Raw genomic sequence first — 19,679 nt, forward strand, 5'->3', positions numbered from 1 at the left:
GAGCGTAGCGAATCAAGCGGAGTTTACGAGCTGTAAATGAGCATTACTCGCTTCACTCGCCCTTCGGGTCGCGCTAAAGCGCGCTAGCCGCAAGCGGCCTCCCGGACCGTTTTCAACGCCGTTTAGCCGACGCGCAGCAGATCGTGGGCAGGTTCTTACGTCACATAGGCCATCCCCGCTATACTTGCCGGCTTTTCCGTCTAGCCGTCATAAGGGTCCCGCCGCGCATGGACAAGACCTACCAGCCGCACGCCATTGAAACCGCCCTGTACCAGAACTGGGAGGCGAACAACTATTTCGCTCCGCAGGGTGCAGGCGAGCCCTACACCATCATGATCCCGCCGCCGAACGTCACCGGCAGCCTGCATATGGGTCACGGGTTCAACAACTCGATCATGGACTGCCTGATTCGTTTGCGCCGCATGCAGGGCCGCAACACTCTATGGCAGCCGGGCACCGACCACGCCGGTATCGCCACCCAGATGGTGGTAGAGCGCCAGCTGGCCGCCGACGGCATTGGTCGTCACGACCTGGGCCGCGAGAAGTTCCTGGAGAAAGTCTGGGAATGGAAGGAGCAGTCCGGCGGCACCATCACTCGGCAGATCCGTCGTTTGGGTAGCTCGGTGGACTGGTCGCGCGAACGCTTCACCATGGACGACGGCTTGTCCGAATCGGTTAAAGAAGCCTTCGTGCGTCTGCATAAAGACGGCCTGATCTACCGCGGTAAGCGCCTGGTCAACTGGGACACCAAGTTCCACACCGCCATCTCCGACCTCGAAGTGGAAAACCACGACGAGAAAGGCAGCCTGTGGAACCTGCGCTACCCGCTGGCCGACGGCAACAAAACCGCCGACGGCAAGGATTACCTGATCGTCGCCACCACTCGCCCGGAAACCATGCTCGGCGACAGCGCCGTAGCCGTTCACCCGGAAGACGAGCGCTATAAAGCCCTAATCGGCACCTTCGTCGAGCTTCCCTTGGTTGGGCGGCGTATCCCGATCATCGCCGACGATTACTGCGACCCCGAGTTCGGCACCGGCTGCGTGAAGATCACCCCAGCCCATGACTTCAACGACTATGAAGTGGGCAAGCGCCATAACCTGCCGCTGATCAACATACTTGATCGCAATGGCGCAATTCTGCACACGGCTGAATTGGTCATTACACCCGGATCGCAACTGGAGTTACCAGATCGCTCCACTCTTAAAATGAAAGAGGACGATCATCACAATGGTGTTCACATGGACACCTACTTCATCGACTCGACAAGCCTCAAAATTCCGACAGAATATGCCGGCCTCGACCGCTTCGAAGCGCGCAAACAGGTAGTCGCAGCGTTTGAAGCAGCCGGCCTGCTGGATAAAATCGACGACCATAATCTGAAAGTCCCTAGGGGCGACCGCTCCGGCACCATTATCGAGCCGTGGTTGACCGACCAGTGGTATGTCAGCACCAAGCCGCTGGCCGAAAAAGCCATCGCCGTGGTCGAGAGCGGTGAAATCCAGTTTGTGCCCAAGCAGTACGAAAACATGTACTTCAGCTGGATGCGTGATATCCAGGACTGGTGCATCAGCCGTCAGCTCTGGTGGGGCCACCGCATCCCGGCCTGGTACGACGACGCCGGCAACGTCTACGTTGGCCGTGACGAGGCGGAAGTACGCGCCACGCACAACCTGGGCGATGCCAACCTGCGCCAGGATGAAGACGTACTGGACACCTGGTTCAGCTCCGGCCTGTGGACCTTCTCTACCCTCGGCTGGCCACAACAAACCGCCGAACTGAAGACCTTCCACCCTACCGATGTGCTGGTTACCGGCTTCGATATCATCTTCTTCTGGGTCGCCCGGATGATCATGCTGTCCACCCACCTGACCGGGCAGATCCCGTTCAAGACCGTCTACGTGCACGGCCTGGTGCGTGATGGCCAGGGCCAGAAGATGTCCAAGTCCAAGGGCAACGTGCTTGACCCACTGGATATCGTCGATGGCATCACCCTCGACGAGCTGCTGGAGAAACGCACCAGCGGCATGATGCAGCCCAAGCTGGCCGAGAAAATCGCCAAGCAGACCCGCGCCGAGTTCCCGGACGGTATCGCCGCCTACGGCACCGACGCCCTGCGCTTTACCAACCTGGCGCTGGCTTCCACCGGTCGTGATATCAAGTTCGATATGGGCCGGGTCGAGGGTTACCGCAACTTCTGCAACAAGATCTGGAACGCCGCCAACTTCGTGCTGGAAAACACCGACGGCCAGGACTGCGGCGTCAATGGTGAGCCGGTCGAGCTGTCTTCGGTGGATCGCTGGATCATCTCTTCGCTGCAACGCACCGAAGCCGAAGTGACCCGCCAACTCGATGTCTTCCGCTTCGACCTGGCCGCGCAGGCGCTCTACGAGTTTATCTGGGACGAGTACTGCGCCTGGTACCTGGAGCTGGTCAAGCCCGTGCTGTGGGACGAAACCGCGCCGATAGAACGTCAGCGCGGCACCCGCCGCACCCTGATCCGCGTGCTGGAAGTGGCGCTGCGTCTGGCCCATCCGTTTATGCCGTTTATCACCGAAGAAATCTGGCAGCGCATCAAGGCACAAGCAGGTGTCAGTGGTGAAACCATCATGCTGCAGGCCTGGCCGGTGGCCAATGAAAGCCGCATTGATGCCGCCGCCGAAGGCGATATCGAGTGGGTCAAGCAGCTGATGCTCGGCCTGCGGCAGATCCGTGGCGAGATGAAAATCTCCATGGCCAAGCGCATCGATATCATCCTGCAGAACGCCAGCACGGAAGACCTGCGTCGCCTGGCCGACAACGCGCCGCTGCTGAACAAGCTGGCCAAGCTGGAATCGGTGCGCGTGCTGGAAGTGGGCGAAGAAGCGCCGATGTCCGCCACCGCTCTGGTCGGCGATATGCAGGTGCTGGTGCCGATGGCCGGGCTGATCGACAAGGACGCCGAGCTGGCGCGCCTGGACAAGGAAATCGCCCGTCTGAGCGGTGAAGTGCAGCGTGTCGGCGGCAAGCTGAGCAATGAAGGCTTCGTCGCCAAGGCGCCGGCCGAAGTGCTCGATAAAGAGCGCGCCAAGCTGGCCGAGGCCGAGCAAGCCCTGAGCAAAATGGTTGAGCAGCGCGGCAAGATCGCCGCGCTCTGATCCACTGGCAACACCCGCAAGCCCGCGCCTTAATCGGCGCGGGTTTCTTTTTTTGTGGGAGGGGCTTTCGGCTCTGGCATCCTGCTTCGCTCTACCTTCTGCATCCATGCAGTCGTAGCCGCGGCTGTCGCGGCTGAAGCCCCTCCCACAGTTTTGCTGATTGGCCGGTACGTACATGACTGACGCACGCTCCCCTTCCCTGCTCGACGCCCTGCTGCCGATTGGCGTGCTGGTGTTGCTGCTGGGCCTCTCCGTTTACCTCTACGGCGACAGCTCCTCCAGCGGGCCGAACCAGATTGCCCTGATGAGCGCGGCCCTGGTCGCCGGTCTGGTCGGGCTGAAGAACGGCCTGAAATGGGTCGAGATCGAAGAAGGCATTCTCGCCGGCATCCAGATGGCGATGAAGGCCAACCTGATCCTGCTGGCGGTCGGCGCGCTGATCGGCACCTGGATTCTGGCCGGCACGGTGCCGACCATGATCTGGTTGGGCCTCAAGCTGATTTCGGCGGAATATTTCTATGTCACCAGTTGCCTGATCTGCGCCCTCACCGCGTTGTCCATCGGCAGCTCTTGGACGGTCGCAGGCACCTTGGGCATCGGCCTGATGGGCGTGGCGGCAGGCCTGGGCCTGGACCCGGCAATCAGCGCCGGGGCGATTATTTCCGGGGCCTATTTCGGCGACAAACTGTCGCCACTGTCGGACACCACCAACCTGGCCCCGGCCGCCGCCGGAGCCGACCTGTTCGCCCATATCCGCTATATGGCGCACACCACCACCCCAGCGCTGCTGATTACCCTGGGGATTTTCTTCGTTCTCGGCCAACAAGCCGACGGCAGCCACGACACCGGCCGTATCTCCGAGGTGCTGACCGCCCTGGAAAGCCAGTTCAGCCTGGGCTGGCACCTACTGCTGCCGGTGGCCTTCCTGCTGCTGCTCGCCGTGCGTCAGTGGCCGGCCTTTCCGGCAATCTTTCTCGCCGCCCTGCTCGGCGCGGTGTTCGCCTTGCTGTTCCAGCCGGATGTTATCGCGCGCCTGGCCGACCCTGCGGCCGGAGCCCTGGCCCCGCTGAAAACCCTGTGGACCGCGCTGTTCGCCGGTTATGAGTCGAGCAGCGGCAACCCGGAGCTGGACGGCCTGCTGTCCAAGGGCGGCATGGCCAGCATGCTCACCACGGTGTGGCTGATCATCTGCGCCATGTGCTTTGGCGGCGTACTGGAAAAGCTCGGCCTGCTGCAGCGTCTGCTGCAAAGCACCCTGCATCTGGCGAAAAGCACCAGCAGCCTGATCGCCAGCACCATTGCCACCACCATCGGCACCAATATCATCACCGCCGACCAGTACATCGCCCTGGTGCTGCCGGGCCGCATGTACCGCGCCGAGTACGAAAAGCGCGGTCTGGCACCGGTCTGCCTGTCCCGCGCCCTGGAAGACGGCGGCACCCTGACGTCGGTGCTGATCCCCTGGAACACCTGCGGTGCCTATATGGCCGCGACCCTCGGCGTATCCACCCTGACCTACCTGCCCTACTGCTTTTTCAATCTGATCATGCCGCTGCTGGCCATCGCCCTGGCGTTCGCCGCCCCACCCCGGCCGCAGGCAGCCCCGACCCAGACGGTGAACGATGCTGCTTAAGTAGCGGTACTAATTAGAGGTCGCATACACGCAGGAAGGCCCTGCCAATTTGGGTGAAAATCAGGCATCTTTGCGCAATTGTAAAAATTTATGCCCTTCCCTTTCTAAACCTCCCAAACTGGACCCCCAACCATGTATGCGTTAATGGCGTTAATTTTCGTCCTTGGCTACCTATGCATAGCCCTGGAACATCCACTCAAGATCGACAAAGCCGCTTCGGCCCTGCTCACTGCCGTATTGGCCTGGACAGTGCTGGTACTAGGCGCGAACAGCATCACTCCGCTGATCGAAGCCGCCCTAGCACACGGCAGCAATGACACCACCCATTACGTGGTTACCGAACTGCGCCACCACCTGGGCGAAATCTCGGAAATCCTGTTCTTCCTGATGGGGGCCATGACCATCGTCGAACTGATCGACGCCCACGAAGGTTTCAAGGTCATCACCGACCGCATTCGCACCAACAAGCGCGTGCACCTGCTGTGGCTGGTGGGGCTGATCACCTTCTTCCTGTCGGCCGCCCTGGATAACCTGGCCACCACCATCGTCATGATCTCGCTGCTGCGCAAGCTGATCGACGATCAGAAAGAGCGCTGGTTCTACGCCGGCATCGTGGTGATCGCGGCCAACTCCGGCGGTGCCTGGTCACCCATCGGCGACGTCACCACCACCATGCTGTGGATCGGCAACCAGGTCACCGCCAGCGGTATCGTGGTCAAACTGTTTATCCCCAGCCTGATCTGCCTGCTGGTACCGCTGACCATCATGAGCTTTGTACTCAAGGGCGATATCAAGCCGCCCAAGCACAAGGAAAGCCGTGAAAGCCGCCGCGACCCGACCACCCCATTCGAACGCAACCTGGTATTCGTGATGGGCCTGGGCGCGCTGATCTTCGTGCCGGTGTTCAAGACCATCACCCATCTGCCGCCCTATATGGGCATCCTGTTCGGCCTAGGCATCCTCTGGGTCACCACCGAAATCATCCACCGCAGCAAGAACAGCGAAGACAAGGACCCCCTCTCGGTGGTCGGCGTATTGCGTCGCATCGACGTCACCAGCGTGCTGTTCTTCCTCGGCATCCTGCTGGCGGTTTCCAGCCTGTCCACCGCCGGCCACCTGATCGATGTCGCCACCTACCTGAAAGACAGCCTGGGCAACATCTACACCATCGCCATCTCCATCGGTCTGCTCTCCGCCGTGGTGGATAACGTACCGATGGTGGCCGGTGCCATGAAGATGTATCCCTTGATCAGCCCGGAAGTCCTGGCCAGCAGCGCCGCCAGCGAGCTGCCGTGGCTGAGCAACTTTGTGGTCAATGGCAATTTCTGGGAAATGCTCGCCTACTGCGCCGGTACCGGCGGCAGCTGCCTGATCATCGGCTCGGCAGCCGGTGTGGCAGCCATGGGCATGGAGAAAATCAACTTTATCTGGTACGTGAAGTACGTCAGCGGCCTGGCCTTTGCCGGCTATATCGCTGGCGCGCTGAGCTATATCGCCATCTACGCCCTGTAATCTGCACGGTAAACGGACGCCCCGGTGGCGTCCGTTTTTCTGTAAGGAACGCCATGGAAATCAGTAAAACCAGAACCAGTTTCTACCGCAGGCTGTACGTGGCCTGGCTGGTCGACAGCGGCAACGCCTGCAGCGTGCCCGCGTTGATCGCCGCCACCGGCATGCCGCGGCGCACCGCCCAGGACACTCTAAGCGCCCTGGCCGAGCTGGATATCGATTGCGCCTTCGAGCAGGAAAGCGGCGAACGCAATAACGCCGGGCACTATGTTATTCGCAACTGGGGGCCAATCGACCCGCAGTGGATTGCCGCCAATCTGGGGCAGATCAAGAGTGTGCTGGGTTATCCCTGAGGCCACTTTCGGGTCTGACGTAATCAGTCACGCGGCTGATTTACTGCTATCGACAAGCAACCTGCGCCCGCCTGTGGGAAAATCCCGCCCCCCAAGCCTTAGATCCGCCTGCCATGTCCCTGCCGCCGAAACGCCCCAGCCGTAAACCCACCGCACCGAGCCCTGTCCCGAACAAGCCCAGCACCGGTGCGCCCGATACGGCCAAGGGCCAATTGCACCCGCGCAATTGCCACCAGGGGCGCTATGACTTCCCCGCGCTGATCAAGACCAGCCCCGAGCTGGCGGCCTTTGTGATCATCAATCCCTATGGCAATGAGAGCATCGACTTTGCCAACCCGGCGGCGGTCAAGGTGTTCAACCGGGCGCTGCTCAAGCAGTTCTATGGCATCAATCATTGGGATATTCCGGCGGATTATCTGTGCCCACCGATCCCCGGCCGCGCCGATTACCTGCATTACCTGGCCGACCTGCTGGCCAACAGCAATGGCGGCGAGATACCGCGCGGCGCCCAGGTGCGGGCGCTGGATATTGGTGTGGGGGCTAACTGCATCTACCCGCTGCTGGGTAACCGCGAATATGCCTGGCAGTTTCTCGGTACGGACATCGCCGCCAGCGCCATCGCCTCGGCCAAGGCCATCGTGCAGTCCAACCCGGGGCTGAGCGAAGCCATCGAGCTGCGCCAGCAGAGCGACAGCTCGCATATCTTCCAAGGGCTGCTGCAACGCGATGAGCGCTTCGATCTGACCCTGTGCAACCCGCCCTTCCACGCCAGCGCGGAAGAAGCCAGCAGCGGCAGCAAACGCAAATGGCGCAACCTCGGCAAACTCGACCCCAAGCGCAAACTGCCGGTGCTGAACTTTGGCGGCCAGGCGGCGGAGCTGTGGTGCAAGGGTGGCGAAGTGGCCTTTGTCAGCCAGTTGATCACGGAAAGTGTCGAGGTCGGCCAGCAGGTGCTGTGGTTTAGTAGCCTGATTTCCAAGGCCGGCAACCTGCCGAGCGTTTATAGCGCCCTGAAAAAGGCCGGTGCGCTGCAAGTGCAAACCGTGGAAATGGCCCAGGGGCAGAAGCAGAGCCGCTTTGTCGCCTGGACCTTCCAGCCGCCCGAGCAGCAACAGAGCTGGCGCAAAGCACGCTGGTCGTAGGATGGCAGCGCGATAGCGCGTTTAACGTAGCCCGGATGTAATCCGGGAACAGAGCTACGGCCAGCAAAGCGCCCCGGATTGCATCCGGATACGCGCAGAATTGCGCTGCACACTCTAGTGGGGCCAGCGTTGACAGGGAACTGGCGGCCTGGAAAATCTAGGTAGGGTGTGCCTCGGCACCCACGAACGCGTGGTGCGCCGGCGCACCCTACAGGGTCAGACTGCTGCGTCTTACTTGAGCAATTCGAACAGCGCGACGTTGCCGCTCTTCTCCAGGCCGGTGACGAGGAAATGCCGACCGTTGTGTTCAACGTGGGCCAGACCTTCCGGTGCCAACAGGCCGGAACCTGCGCCTTCACCGGTGCCGATAACCTGCAGCACCTTGGGTTGCGCCGCTTGGTCCAGGTCGATCAGGGCCAGGGCATCGGCGCGCTCCAGGGTAGCCACCGCCAGGCGTTTGCCAAAGGCATCAAAACTCACCACACCTTCTGGCTCACTGCCTTTGTTCGGGCTGCGTACATCCGGGTAAACGCCGGCCTCGGCGGCCATATCATCGAGCTGGCTGCCGGTATCGCCGAGCAACTTGCCGCTTATGGCGTCGAACACGCTGACCGTACGCCCACCACCGCTGGGCAGGCCGGCCTTGGTTTTGGCGATTTTCGGGTCGGTATCGCCCTCATCGGCGCTGATCAGGTAGCGGCCATCGGCGCTCACCGCCAGGGCATCCGGCTCGCGCAGGGCGAACAGCTCGGCAGTCGGCTCATACTTGCCGTCATCGACGATATCCGCGGCATGACGCACGGTGCCAACGCCAAACACCTTGTCCAGCTTGCCTTGCAGCACATCAACCACGGCAATTGCGTTGTTCTCCTGCAGGCTGACATAGGCGCGCGCGCCGTCGGGGCTGAAGGTCACGTATTCCGGCTCGATATGCTCCGGGCTGGTACCGAAGGGCACTTTCAGCTCTTCACCGTCGATTTCCCGCTCCAGCAGACGCTGGTGCTCGGCCTGGGTCGCGCCCTCGAGGCCGGCCAGGTCCGGCAGCGTGATCAGGCTGTGCTTGGCCGCCACCACGCCACCGCGCAGGTCGATCAGGCTGATCGACCCTTCACCACTGCGCAAACCCTCGCCGTCGCGCACATAGCCTTCGCCTTCGTTGGCCACCACGACAAAATCACCCTTGGGCGAAAACGCCAGGCTGTCCGGCCAGATGCCAATTTCCACAGTGTTGAGCAACTTGCCATCGGCCGCCGCACGGAACTCGACCCGGCCGTTTTTCAGGCCATCGCTGTTGCGGATGCAAACGGCGAACAGGTCTTCGCTGGGGTGGAAAACTGCCGAGGTAATTTCCCCCGCGCCTGCCGCCACCAGGCTGTGGCGGGCGATGCGATTGAGGCCCTTGGCCGGGTCGAGTTGCAGAATATCCACCAGCCCTTCTGCGCTGTTGGAAACAATCACGCGCATACTCGAGGCCTGCACACTGACAATTTCGGTGCCGGCGGCAAAGCCACTCCGGTACAACGCAAGAGGCTTCAGCTCCATTGCCGTAACCAACGGAGCCAGGGCTAAAAGCGCACAAAACGCAGGGACTCGCAGCACAGCAACTATCCTTATGCAAAGACAGGGGGATTGAACAAATCCGCAGCAGTCTTCACCCACAGAATGACGCTTTGATGAAGTATTGATGGCATTTCATCCTTGCCACCGAGGTGGTAATACTGCGCCACTACCAGATGCATCGTCGTAATCCCGGTTGCAACTAAGGGGTTTTAATGAAGTGGAAGAACCTGTTCGTCGCACTGTGCCTACTGCCGAGCCTGGCGGCCCAGGCCAGTGGACAGCGCGTGCTCAATATCAGCGTCGGCGACTGGCCGCCCTATTTGTCCAGCGAGCTGAAACATAACGGCGTGGTCGCCCACCTGATCAGCGACCTGTTCGCCGATGAAGGTTATCGCGTCGAGTTCCAGTTTCTGCCCTGGCCCCGCGCCTATTCCGCCGCTGCGGCGGGGCGTTTCGATGCCAGCGCGGTGTGGATGCACAAGGCCGAGCGCGAGACAGATTTTCTCTTCAGCGCGCCGCTGCTCGACGAACAGTTCGTGTTCTTTCACCTGAAAAGCCTGCCCTTTGACTGGCAGCGCTTTGACGACCTCACCGGCATGACCCTGGGCGGCGGCCTGGAATACAGCTACGGCCCGGACTTCGACGCCTTTCTCGCCGAGGGCAAGGTGAAAATGGAGCGGGTTTCCAGCGATCTGCAGAACTTCGAGAAACTGCTCAAGGAGCGGGTGGTGCTCTATCCGCAGGAAATCAACGTGGGCTATGCCGCCCTGCGTAACCACTTCAGCGACGCCGATATGGCCAAGATCACCCATCACCCCAAACCCTTGCTGGTCAACCTCAGCTACCTGATGCTGCCAAAAAGCCTGGAAGGCAGCCCGGCGCTGCTCGAACGTTTCAACAAACGCCTGCAGCACTACCGCGACAGCGGGCGCTACCAGCGCTATTTCGACGATCTGCAACAGGGCCGTTATCAGCTGGAAGTCCCCGACGCACTGCCCGATGAGCCACTGATACGTTAGCGCCCAGTCTTGTCACCCGCCGCAACCCCTAAGCAGCCCTATCGGCAGCTCAGCGGGTGGCCATCTGCACCTGCAGCAAATCGGCCACCGGCAGCGCCACGCCCAGGCGGCTGAGATTCCAGTAATGCCCTTCCAGCGTGCGGTTGACCAGCAAGGTGGCCGGGGCCGGTTGCAGGCTGCCGAGCGCCCCCAGTACATCCGGCAGCAGACGCTGGATCTGCTCATGCAAGGGCGTGGCGGCAAAATCCCAGTGCGCACCGGGCTGCAACAACGGCCCGAGCAGACCATGCAGCTGACGGTACAAGCCATAAGGCGTGGTCGATTGCGGCTGGCGCGTGCCGAGGGCCTGGAAGGCGCTTTCCAGCTGTTCGCCGTCGCGCGCCTGCAGGGCCTGATAGGTCTGGGTGTAAGCGGCCAGCAATTCTGCAGAGAGTTCCTGCACACAGCCGAAGTCATACACCACCAACTCACCCGCGGTGGTATAGGCGAAGTTGCCGGGGTGCGGGTCGGCATGCAGCAGGCCCAGTTCAAAGGCCTGGGCACTTAGCCAACGCACCAAAGTCAGGGCCAAACGCTCGCGCACTTCGGCACTGGCCTGGCTGACCTCGGCAAAGGGCAAGCCAGCCTCCTCGCTCAGGGCCAGCACCCCAGGCCGGCAAAGGTCTTCCTGGGGCTGCGGCAGACGCAAGCCTGGCCAGTCGGCGAAGTGCTGGCGAAAACGCTGCAGGCGCTGCATCTCGGCGGGGTAATCGAGCTCGGCGGTGATCACCGCCACCAGCTCCTGGTACACCCCTTCCAGCTGTTTGGCCGGTGCACGGAACAAGCGCCCCAACGGCAGCAAACGGCGCAGCTGGCGCAGATCCGCCGCGCAGATCTCGGCAATTCCGGGGTACTGCACCTTGAGCACCAGCGCCCGACCATCCAGGGCCACCGCACGGTGCACCTGGCCCAGGGAGGCGGCAGCAAAGGGCTGCTCGTCGATATGCTGAAAGAACTGCCCCAGGTCCGCGCCATACACCTGCTGCAAATGGCCCTGCAGAGCGCTGAAGGGCAAGGCCGGTACGCGGTTCTGCAGCTGGCCCAGGGCCGCCGCCACGGGCTCGGGGAGGATGTCCTGCCACTGCGACGCCATCTGCCCGAGTTTGAGTACCGGGCCTTTCATCTCCCCCAGCACATCGCCGAGCAGGTCGCCCACCGGCTGCCAGTCGATGCCGCTACGCCCTGGCCGCAGGCTTTGCCCCAGCAGGCCACCACCAATGCGCGTAGCGGTGCCGGCCAGGGTAAGAAAGCGCCCCAGCGCAGAGGCAGAAGGAGGTACAGCGGGAGGCTTGGCCATGCGGCAATACTCGTTCGAGTGAAGCACGATCATGCGCCTGCGCCTGACTGAGACCAAGCATTAACCTGCATGGCAAACCCAACACTGGGATCAATTCTCCCGTGGTTTGACCGCAAAGCGCTTATCCAGGCCGCTGTAACCCATGCCGACGCCCTTGTGCACTTTCAGCTGCACGGGGATGCGCTCCTTGAGCGCCTCGACATGGCTGATCACGCCGATCATCTTGCCGCTGGCATTGAGGTTATCCAGGGCATCCAGGGCCACTTCCAAGGTTTCGCCATCCAAGGTACCGAAGCCTTCATCGAGAAACAGCGAGTCGATACTGGTCTTGTGGCTGACCAGATCGGACAGCGCCAAGGCCAACGCCAGGCTGACCAGAAAGCTCTCACCGCCAGACAGGGTCTTGGTGTCACGCGCTGCATCGGCCTGCCAGGTGTCGATCACCTCCAGCTCCAGTTCGCCACTGCTACGCCGCGCCAACTGGTAGCGACCGTGCAGGCGTTCGAGCTGCTGGTTGGCTAGGTAGACCAGATGATCCAGGGTCAGGCCCTGAGCGAACTTGCGGTATTTGGCCCCATCGGCCGAGCCGATCAGGCTGTTAAGTTGCTGCCACAGATCGTATTCACCCTGCTTGGCGCTGATCGCGGCAAACAGGTTTTGCTGACCTTGCCGGCGCGCATCATCGCCCTGCAGCTGAGCGCGGATTTCGCCCTGGTGCTCGCTTAGGGCTTTTAGTTGGGCGTTAAGGGCGAGCAACTGTTCGTCCAGCTGCGCAAGATCGAGTGAGGTTGCCGGGCTGGCCTGTAGCGCGGCCAATTGCTGAGCGGCGGCACTTGCCAGGGCCTGGGCATCACTCAGGGCTTTGTCCAGACGCTGACGCAGTTGCTGCAACGCAGCGCGCTGCGCCTCATCCAGCAGGGCAGCTAGATAATCGGCTTCAGCATTAAAGGGACTGGCGACCAGAGCCGCCGTCCACTGCTGCTCGGCCTGCTGCAGACGCAACTGTTCCTCCTGCAGGCGATTGACCAAAGACTGGCGACTACCAGCCAACTGCTGCTGACGGCGCTGCGTCTCTTCCAGCTGAACCTGCGCCTGCTGCAAGGCCGCCTGAGCATCGGCGGGCTTGGCCAAGGCCGACTGTTCGGCCAGATTCAGGGTACTCCAACGCTGCTGCCAGAGTTGAGACAACTGAGCTGCACTCTGCAGGCCATGGTCCAGCTCACTTAGCTCGCGCTGTAAATCCAGGCTTTGCTGCTGATTGTGCTGCCAGCGCTGCCACTCGGCCTGGCGCTCGGCCAGCCAAACGCTGGCGTCGTTCGGCAGCTGATAGCCGAACGACGCCAGGGCTTGGCTTAGGCTAGCGGTGCGTTCATCAGCAACACCCTGCAACTGCTGCAGGCGCAATTGGCCTTGCTCGGCCTGCTCCTGGCGTTGCTGCAGTTGCAGACGATTAAGCGCCTGCTGCTGTTCCAGCTCGCCGCACAACTGCTGCAGGCTCAGCCGCGCCTGCTGACGCTGTTCAAGGTTGCTATTGAGCTGTTGCAGCTGCTCAAGTTGCTGCTGCAGCTGTTGCAGCTCACTGCTCTGCTGCGCCTGCTGCTTAGCCAGGGCAACGGCATCGGCCAACGGGCTTTCCAGCTGCGCGCTAAGCGCCTGCCAGCGTTCGCCCTGCTCGGCTTGGGTCTGCTGGCCACGCTCCAGCTGCTGCTCCTGCTGTTCCAGGCGCGCGGCGAGTTTTTCCAGTTCGCCAGCCAGTTGCCGGCCTTGTTCGGTCAGGGCCTCAAGCTCGTTGCGCTTGCTGTTGAGCAGCGCCTTGGTCGCCGAAACATCCAGGGCCTGATAGGCGCTGATCGCCGGGTGCGACTCGGAGCCGCACAATGGGCAGGCCTCGCCAGCTTGCAGCTGGCCGCGATGGGCTTCCAGGGCCTGGATGCGCTGCTCCTGCTCCAGCAGTTTTTCCTGGGCCTGCACCTGCTGCTGCAAGTCCTTGTAGCTCAGGCGCAACTGCGCCACCTCGGCACCCTTGGTCTGATGCTGCTCGCGCAATACCACCAGGGTGCCGGCCAGTTGCGTTTGTTCGACCGTCAGGCGCTGCCCGGCCGTGGCCAATTCGCCCAGCTGAGTCAGCAGGCCGCCCTGGATATGCAGCTGCTGCCAGCGCTCACGCAAGGCCGCCTCACTGCGCCCGGCCAGCAGCGCCTGCTGTTGCTGCTGCGCGGTGTCTGCCTGCTCGCGGGCCTGCTGCAGGCGAATCTGTTCGCTGCCGAGCTGCTCAGTTTGCTGGCTCAGCTGCGCCTGCAGCGCGGCGATGCTGTCTTGTAGCTGCTGCTGGCTGAGTTGCAGCTGGGCGATGTCCCCGGCCAATTGCTGGCGCGCCTTAAGCTGCTCGCCCCAGCTGCCCAACTGCTCACCCAGACGGCCATGCTGCGGCTGCGCGGCCAGTTGTTGCTGCAACTGCTGCAGGCGCTCGGCCAACTGCTGGCGCTGCGCCTGGCAATCGGCAAGCAGCAAGGCGCTGAGTTCGCGGGCCTGCCAGCTGTGCTCGGCAATAGCCTGCTCAACCTGGCGCTGCTCGCCGGCATTGTGCTGCAGGCCTTGTTCAGTCTGCGTCAGGCTCTGGTGGGCCTGCTGCCAGTCATGGTGCAGCGGCTGCAAACGCAGTGCCGGTTCGCTGGCGGCCAGTTGCGCCAGCTGCGGCTGGGCCAGTTGTAAATCCTGCTGCGCCGCCTGCTCGGCCTGCTGGCTGGCGTGCAACTGAGCCTGGGTTTTGCTCAGGTCCTCACACCAGCGGCGCTGGCGCTGCAATTCGGCTTGCTGTGCGCCGAAGGCGGCTTCATCAACAGCCAGTTGTTCGGCTTGGGCTTGCAGCTCAATACGCTGCTCTTCGCTGAGCAGTTCGACGCCTTCGGCCTTGGCGCGTAGCTGATCAAGGGCGACCTTGACCTCACGGCACTGCTCAAACACCCGCTGGGAAATCTGCCCGTAGATATCGGTGCCGGTCAGTTCTTCCAGCAGCTCAGCGCGCTGGTTGGCATTGGCCTCGAGAAAGGCGGCAAAACCGCCCTGGGCCAACAGCATGGACTTGGTAAAACGCTCGAAATCGAGGCCAGTCAGGCGCTCGGTTTCGCGCAGCTTCTCGTTGATCTTGTCGGTGATGATCTGGCCATCGGCAGCGGCCAGCTCGACCTTGGGTGCCTGCAGCGCACCGTCGGCTTTATCGCGGGCGCGGCGCTGGCTCCAGAAGGCGCGGTAGCCGACGCCTTTGACCTCGAACTCGACCTCGGCCAGACAGTCGGCGGTATGTCGGCTCATCAGCTCATTGGCACTGGCCGACACCGTATTCATCCGCGGGGTGCGGTGGTACAGGGCCAGGCAGATGGCGTCGAGCAGCGTAGTTTTGCCCGCGCCAGTCGGCCCGGTAATGGCGAACAGGCCGTTGTCCTTGAATGGTTCGGCGGTGAAATCGATCTTCCATTCGCCTTTCAGCGAATTAAGGTTTTTCAGACGCAGGCTAAGGATCTTCATGCCTCGCCCTCGCGCAGCTCACTGACTACTTGCTGATACAACCCCAGCAGGCGCTGCTGCTCGGTGTCATCCAGGCTTTCGCTACTTAGGCGTTGGGCGAAAACATCCTCGACGCTTAGCTCATCCAGAGTTTCCTTGGCCTGGCCCGGCAGGCTGGCGCTGGCATTGCCGCGCTCGCGGCGAATACGCAGCACCTCCACCGGAAAGCCCTCGCATAGCGCGGCGATACGCAGCTGCAAATCGCTCAGGTAATCGTCGGTGCCGACCAGCACTTCCAGCCATACCGGCTGCTCGGCGCTGCCCTGCTCTGCCGCTTGCTTGATCTGCACGTCCAGCTCTTTAAGCGAGCCGCGCAGCGATAGCAACGGTTGAAAACGCGGCACCGGCAGCGCAGTGATCTGGCGCAAGCCGCTGCTATCCAGATCAACCAGCAGCACTTCTTTCTGCTGTTTGGCTTCATCGAAGCTCAAGGCAATCGGCGAGCCGCAGTAGCGGATATGTTCCAGGCCGCCGACCTTCTGCGGCCGATGGATATGCCCCAGGGCGATATAGGCTGCCGGCGGAAAGGCGCTGGTGGGAAAGGCCTCTAGGCTGCCGACATAGATCTCGCGCACCGAGTCGCTGGCGCTGGCTCCCACAGTGGTCAGATGCCCCGTGGCGATAATCGGCAGCTCACCGCCCAGCTCGGCACGCTTTTCCTCGGCCAGGGCATAGAGGTCCTGATAATGCTGCTGGATCGCCTGCTGCAGCGACTGCTGTTTGTCCTGGGCGCTCTGCCCGGCCTGGCTCAGCAATACATCACGCGGGCGGATAAAGGGGATGCCGCAGAGAATCGCACCGGGCAAGCCGTCACGCCGATGCAGCACCAGCAACTGTTCATCCAGCTGCTCGCAGACGCCCGGAATCACCCGCGTGCCCAATTGCGCCAGCAGCGTCTTGCTCTCGCTTAGCATGGCCACCGAGTCGTGATTGCCACCGAGCACCACCAGCTCGCAGCCGGTCGCGCGCAGTTCGACGATAAAGCGGTTGTACTGCTCACGGGCATAGCTGGGCGGCGCGCCGGTGTCGAAGATATCGCCGGCAATCAGCATGGCATCGACGGCCTGCGTGCGCACCTGCTCGATCAGCCAGGTGCAGAAGGCCTGGTGCTCGGCCTGGCGGGTCTTGCCCATAAAGTGCTGGCCGAGGTGCCAGTCGGAGGTGTGCAGAATGCGCATGGGCTGAGTCAAAACTGCCAATCCTTGACCACCATATGGGTCTTCACTTTCTGCATACCGGGAAAGTTTTCGATCTCGCCGCGAATCTCGCTCAGGCGTTGCATCGACGCGGCCTCGATAGACACCAGCATATCGGTCTCGCCGCTGATGCCGCTGCAACGGCGCACCTCGGGGAACACGCGCATCAGCTCGACATAGTGCTCGCAGCGCCCGCCCTGGTAGAACAGTTCCAGATAGGCCTTGATCGCCCCATTGCCTGGCACCGCCACCTGGGCGTGATAACCGCTTATTACGCCGCTGTTTTCCAGCTGACGAATGCGCTCGCTGACCGCCGAACGCGACAGGTTGACCTCGCGGGCAATCTGGCTGACGGGTAAGCGCGCATCGGCGCGCAACAGGGCGAGTATCTGCTGATCAAACTTGTCCACGCGGGGCTCTCGGAAAAGGCAAATTGACGGGCAATTGCGCCAGTTCGTCGGTGAAAGCCGACGCTTCGCCAGCTGCCTGCAATTAGGTGAGCGATTTAACATGGCGAACGAAACCGCAGAGCATACAACATGAGTCGTCTGAACCAGGAATTGGGCCTGCTACAAGGGATTGGCCTGCTGAGTACCTCGCTGCTGGGCACCGGGATTTTCGTGATCCCGGCGCTGGCCGCCACCGCTGCTGGCGAGGCGTCTTTATGGGCCTGGATGCTGCTGATCGCCCTGGTGCTGCCGGTGGCCTTTACCTTTGCCCAGCTGGGCCGCCACTTCCCCCATGCCGGCGGCGCGCCGCACCTGATCGGCCGCGCCTTCGGTGCGCGGATGGAGCGGCTGAGTGCGCTGTTGTTTCTCGCCGTGCTACCGGTGGGGTTGCCGGCGGCGCTGAATATCGCCAGCGGCTTTTGGCAGGCGCTGTTCGATCTTAGCCGTGGCCAGGCCCTGGCCATCCAACTGGCCACCCTCGTCGCCATGCTGTTGCTCGGCCAGCGCCCGGCCAAGGCCAGCGGGATGATTCAGGGCGCTATAGCCGTGGCGATTATCGCCACCATTGGGCTGATCTGGTGGGTGGGCGATTTGCCCGTCAACAGCCAGCCACTGCTGCCACCCATCAACGGTTCCTGGCATCTGCTACCGGCGGCGCTGGGGGTGATGTTCTGGTGTTTTGTCGGCATCGAGGCCTTTACCCATATGGGCGAGGAATTCAAGAACCCCGAGCGCGACTTTCCCCTGGCCCTGCTGTTTGGCGTGCTGCTGGCCGGCCTGGTGTACTGGGCCTGTTCAGTGGCGGTGCTGAGCCTGCATACCTACGGCGATGTGCAGACCGATGCTGCATCCATGCCGCGTATGCTCGACCTGCTGCTGGGCGACCAGGCACGCTGGATCGCCGCCACTGTGGGCTATCTGGCCTGCTTCGCTTCGATGAACGTCTATATGCAGGGCTTCGCCCGGCTGATCTGGAGCCTGGCCGACGAGGGCAAGCTGCCGATCAGCCTGGCCCAGCGCAATAAACACGGTGTGCCAGCCCGCGCACTCTTGCTGGTGATCCTCAGCTGCGCCCTGTGCGCCAGCCTGGCCAGCGTGCTCAACCTGACGGTGGACGACCTGATCCGCTACGCCAACGGCAACTTCGTGGCTATCTACCTGCTCAGCATGGCCGCCGGCTGGGTACTGCTGCGCGGTATCTGGCGCGCTCTGGCCGCATTCAGCTGCCTGCTGTGCAGCCTGGTGCTGCTGATGCTGGGTATGGATGCCGGGTATGCCCTGGGCTTGCTGGTGGTGCTCGGGTTACTCGATCGCTGGCGCGAGCGGCGCAGCATGCGCCTGGCTGGCGTAAGCAGCTGATCAGAACACACTCGGCATTTAGCTTGATCAGTCATTGCGGCTATCCTGAGCCCAGCTAATGACAAGGACTGACCATGCGCCGCATTCTTCATGACCTGAAAATCCTGATCCTTACCAACCTGTGGATCGTGCCGGTAATTGCGGGGCTGGTTGGCGCGCTGTTCTACTTCGCCGCGCCGCCGCCACCGATGCATGCGCGTATGGCGACCGGCGCGGTGGGTGGTGGCTACCATGCGTTTGGCGAGCGCCTGCAGGCCGAGCTGGAGTTGCAGGGCTTTACCCTGGAGCTGGTTGAGAGTGCAGGCTCCGAGGACAACCTGGGCAAACTTGGGAAGGGTGAAGTGGAACTGGCGCTGGTACAGAGCGGCCAGGAACTGACCCTGAGCGATGAGGCGCGCGGCAAGCTCAACGGCCTGGGGGTGATGTACCGCGAGCCGCTGTGGCTGTTTCTCGGCGATAAGGTCAAGTTCGAGCGCCTGGCCGATCTGATGAAACTGCGCCTGGCTGTCGGCTCCCAGGGCAGCGGTACCCAGGCGGTGACCGCGGCATTGTTCGCCGCCAATCGTATTGAACCGGCGCAGTACCCCAAGCGCTGGCAACAGCTGGGCGGCAACCGCGCCGCCGATGCGCTGATTGCCGGCAAGCTGGACGCGGCCTTTTTTATCGGCCCGGCGGAAAATGCGCTGATTCAACGTCTGGCGGCTGAACCCAAGGTGCACTTGGTCAGCCTGCGCCGCGCTGAAGCCTATCTGGCGCGCTTGCCGTACCTGAGCCAGCTGCAGGTTGGCGAAGGCATGCTCGACATGGCGCACAACACCCCGGACCGCGACATCGTCACCCTCGGCCCGGTTGCCACCCTGGTAGCCGGCGAGGAGTTCCACCCGTCACTCACACCGCTGATTCTCGAAGCAGCGAAAATCGTGCTGAAAAACGGCAGCCTGCTTGATCCGGCCGGCAGTTATCCGGCCAAACCGCCGCTGTCGCTGAACACCCTCGGCGAGGCCGATTACTACTACGACAAGGGTCTGCCGATCCTGCAGCGCTATCTGCCGTTCCGCATCGCTTCGCTGGCCGACCGCTATATCATCCTGGCCATTCCGCTGTTGGTGTTGTTGTTCCCGCTGTTCAAGGCCGTGGGGCCGATCTACCAGTGGCGCATCCGCGCACGCATCTACCGCTGGTACAAGCACCTGCGCGAGATCGACCAGCAACTGTACAAGGGCATGCTGCCAAACGATCTGGACACCGAAATCGCCCGCCTGGAGCGCCTGGAAGACGAGCTGGCGCAGGTCGAAGTGCCACTGTCCTACTCCAGTGAGCTGTACGAACTGCATATACATCTGCGCTATGTCGTTGAGCGGCTTCACGGCCTTAAAGCGAAAAACAGCGCAGCACCTGAGTAAAAGCCATTACTACGGAGCA

General features: G+C 62.2%; 13 protein-coding genes. 8 read left to right on the forward strand and 5 right to left on the reverse strand.

Features of this window, described 5'->3' with window-relative positions:
* Positions 1 to 227: 227 nt before the first annotated feature.
* The 5 genes from VMP31_RS15995 to rlmF all read left to right on the forward strand — a co-directional run bounded on the left by VMP31_RS15995 (position 228) and on the right by rlmF (position 7,774).
* Complete coding sequence (locus tag VMP31_RS15995; protein WP_325508692.1) at positions 228 to 3,137, forward strand: valine--tRNA ligase; 2,910 nt, start codon at positions 228 to 230, stop codon at positions 3,135 to 3,137.
* A gap of 175 nt (positions 3,138 to 3,312) precedes the next feature.
* The gene (gene nhaC / locus VMP31_RS16000) at positions 3,313 to 4,770 is read left to right on the forward strand and encodes a Na+/H+ antiporter NhaC (protein WP_325508693.1); all 1,458 of its coding nucleotides are present in this window, start codon (positions 3,313 to 3,315) and stop codon (positions 4,768 to 4,770) included.
* A gap of 132 nt (positions 4,771 to 4,902) precedes the next feature.
* Entirely contained in the window at positions 4,903 to 6,282 is a 1,380-nt protein-coding gene (gene nhaD, locus VMP31_RS16005) for a sodium:proton antiporter NhaD (RefSeq protein ID WP_325508694.1), read from the forward strand.
* Between the two features lie 53 nt (positions 6,283 to 6,335).
* A complete protein-coding gene (locus tag VMP31_RS16010) occupies positions 6,336 to 6,632 on the forward strand; it encodes a winged helix-turn-helix domain-containing protein (protein WP_325508695.1) in 297 nt (98 codons plus the stop codon).
* A gap of 113 nt (positions 6,633 to 6,745) precedes the next feature.
* On the forward strand, positions 6,746 to 7,774 hold the full coding sequence (rlmF, locus tag VMP31_RS16015) for a 23S rRNA (adenine(1618)-N(6))-methyltransferase RlmF (protein WP_325508696.1): 1,029 nt from the start codon (positions 6,746 to 6,748) through the stop codon (positions 7,772 to 7,774).
* Between the two features lie 231 nt (positions 7,775 to 8,005).
* Here rlmF and VMP31_RS16020 read toward each other — a convergent pair whose 3' ends face one another.
* A complete protein-coding gene (locus VMP31_RS16020) occupies positions 8,006 to 9,316 on the reverse strand; it encodes a choice-of-anchor I domain-containing protein (protein WP_325508697.1) in 1,311 nt (436 codons plus the stop codon).
* 230 nt (positions 9,317 to 9,546) lie between these two features.
* Here VMP31_RS16020 and VMP31_RS16025 point away from each other — a divergent pair, with 230 nt between their 5' ends.
* Positions 9,547 to 10,353, forward strand: coding sequence for a substrate-binding periplasmic protein (locus VMP31_RS16025; protein ID WP_325508698.1), 807 nt, complete (start codon positions 9,547 to 9,549; stop codon positions 10,351 to 10,353).
* Positions 10,354 to 10,402: 49 nt separating this feature from the next.
* Here the strand turns inward: VMP31_RS16025 and VMP31_RS16030 are convergent, their stop codons facing one another.
* The 4 genes from VMP31_RS16030 to VMP31_RS16045 all read right to left on the reverse strand — a co-directional run bounded on the left by VMP31_RS16030 (position 10,403) and on the right by VMP31_RS16045 (position 16,859).
* Entirely contained in the window at positions 10,403 to 11,689 is a 1,287-nt protein-coding gene (locus tag VMP31_RS16030) for an AarF/ABC1/UbiB kinase family protein (RefSeq protein WP_325508699.1), read from the reverse strand.
* Positions 11,690 to 11,779: 90 nt separating this feature from the next.
* Positions 11,780 to 15,214: an AAA family ATPase gene (locus VMP31_RS16035; protein WP_325508700.1), complete on the reverse strand. Its 3,435-nt coding sequence runs from the start codon at positions 15,212 to 15,214 to the stop codon at positions 11,780 to 11,782.
* Complete coding sequence (sbcD, locus tag VMP31_RS16040) at positions 15,211 to 16,431, reverse strand: exonuclease subunit SbcD (protein ID WP_325508713.1); 1,221 nt, start codon at positions 16,429 to 16,431, stop codon at positions 15,211 to 15,213. The genes VMP31_RS16035 and sbcD overlap by 4 nt, the downstream gene beginning before the upstream one ends.
* 8 nt (positions 16,432 to 16,439) lie before the next feature.
* The gene (locus VMP31_RS16045) at positions 16,440 to 16,859 is read right to left on the reverse strand and encodes an Lrp/AsnC family transcriptional regulator (RefSeq protein ID WP_325508701.1); all 420 of its coding nucleotides are present in this window, start codon (positions 16,857 to 16,859) and stop codon (positions 16,440 to 16,442) included.
* 129 nt (positions 16,860 to 16,988) lie between these two features.
* Here VMP31_RS16045 and yjeH point away from each other — a divergent pair, with 129 nt between their 5' ends.
* A complete protein-coding gene (yjeH, locus tag VMP31_RS16050; RefSeq protein ID WP_325508702.1) occupies positions 16,989 to 18,257 on the forward strand; it encodes an L-methionine/branched-chain amino acid transporter in 1,269 nt (422 codons plus the stop codon).
* A gap of 74 nt (positions 18,258 to 18,331) precedes the next feature.
* Positions 18,332 to 19,660 carry a TAXI family TRAP transporter solute-binding subunit gene (locus tag VMP31_RS16055; protein ID WP_325508703.1) on the forward strand — a complete coding sequence of 443 codons (1,329 nt, stop codon included), beginning with the start codon at positions 18,332 to 18,334 and terminating at the stop codon, positions 19,658 to 19,660.
* Positions 19,661 to 19,679: the final 19 nt, after the last annotated feature.

It is taken from the genome of Pseudomonas sp., assembly GCF_035512415.1.
In the GTDB taxonomy this organism is placed as follows: Bacteria; Pseudomonadota; Gammaproteobacteria; order Pseudomonadales; family Pseudomonadaceae; genus Aquipseudomonas.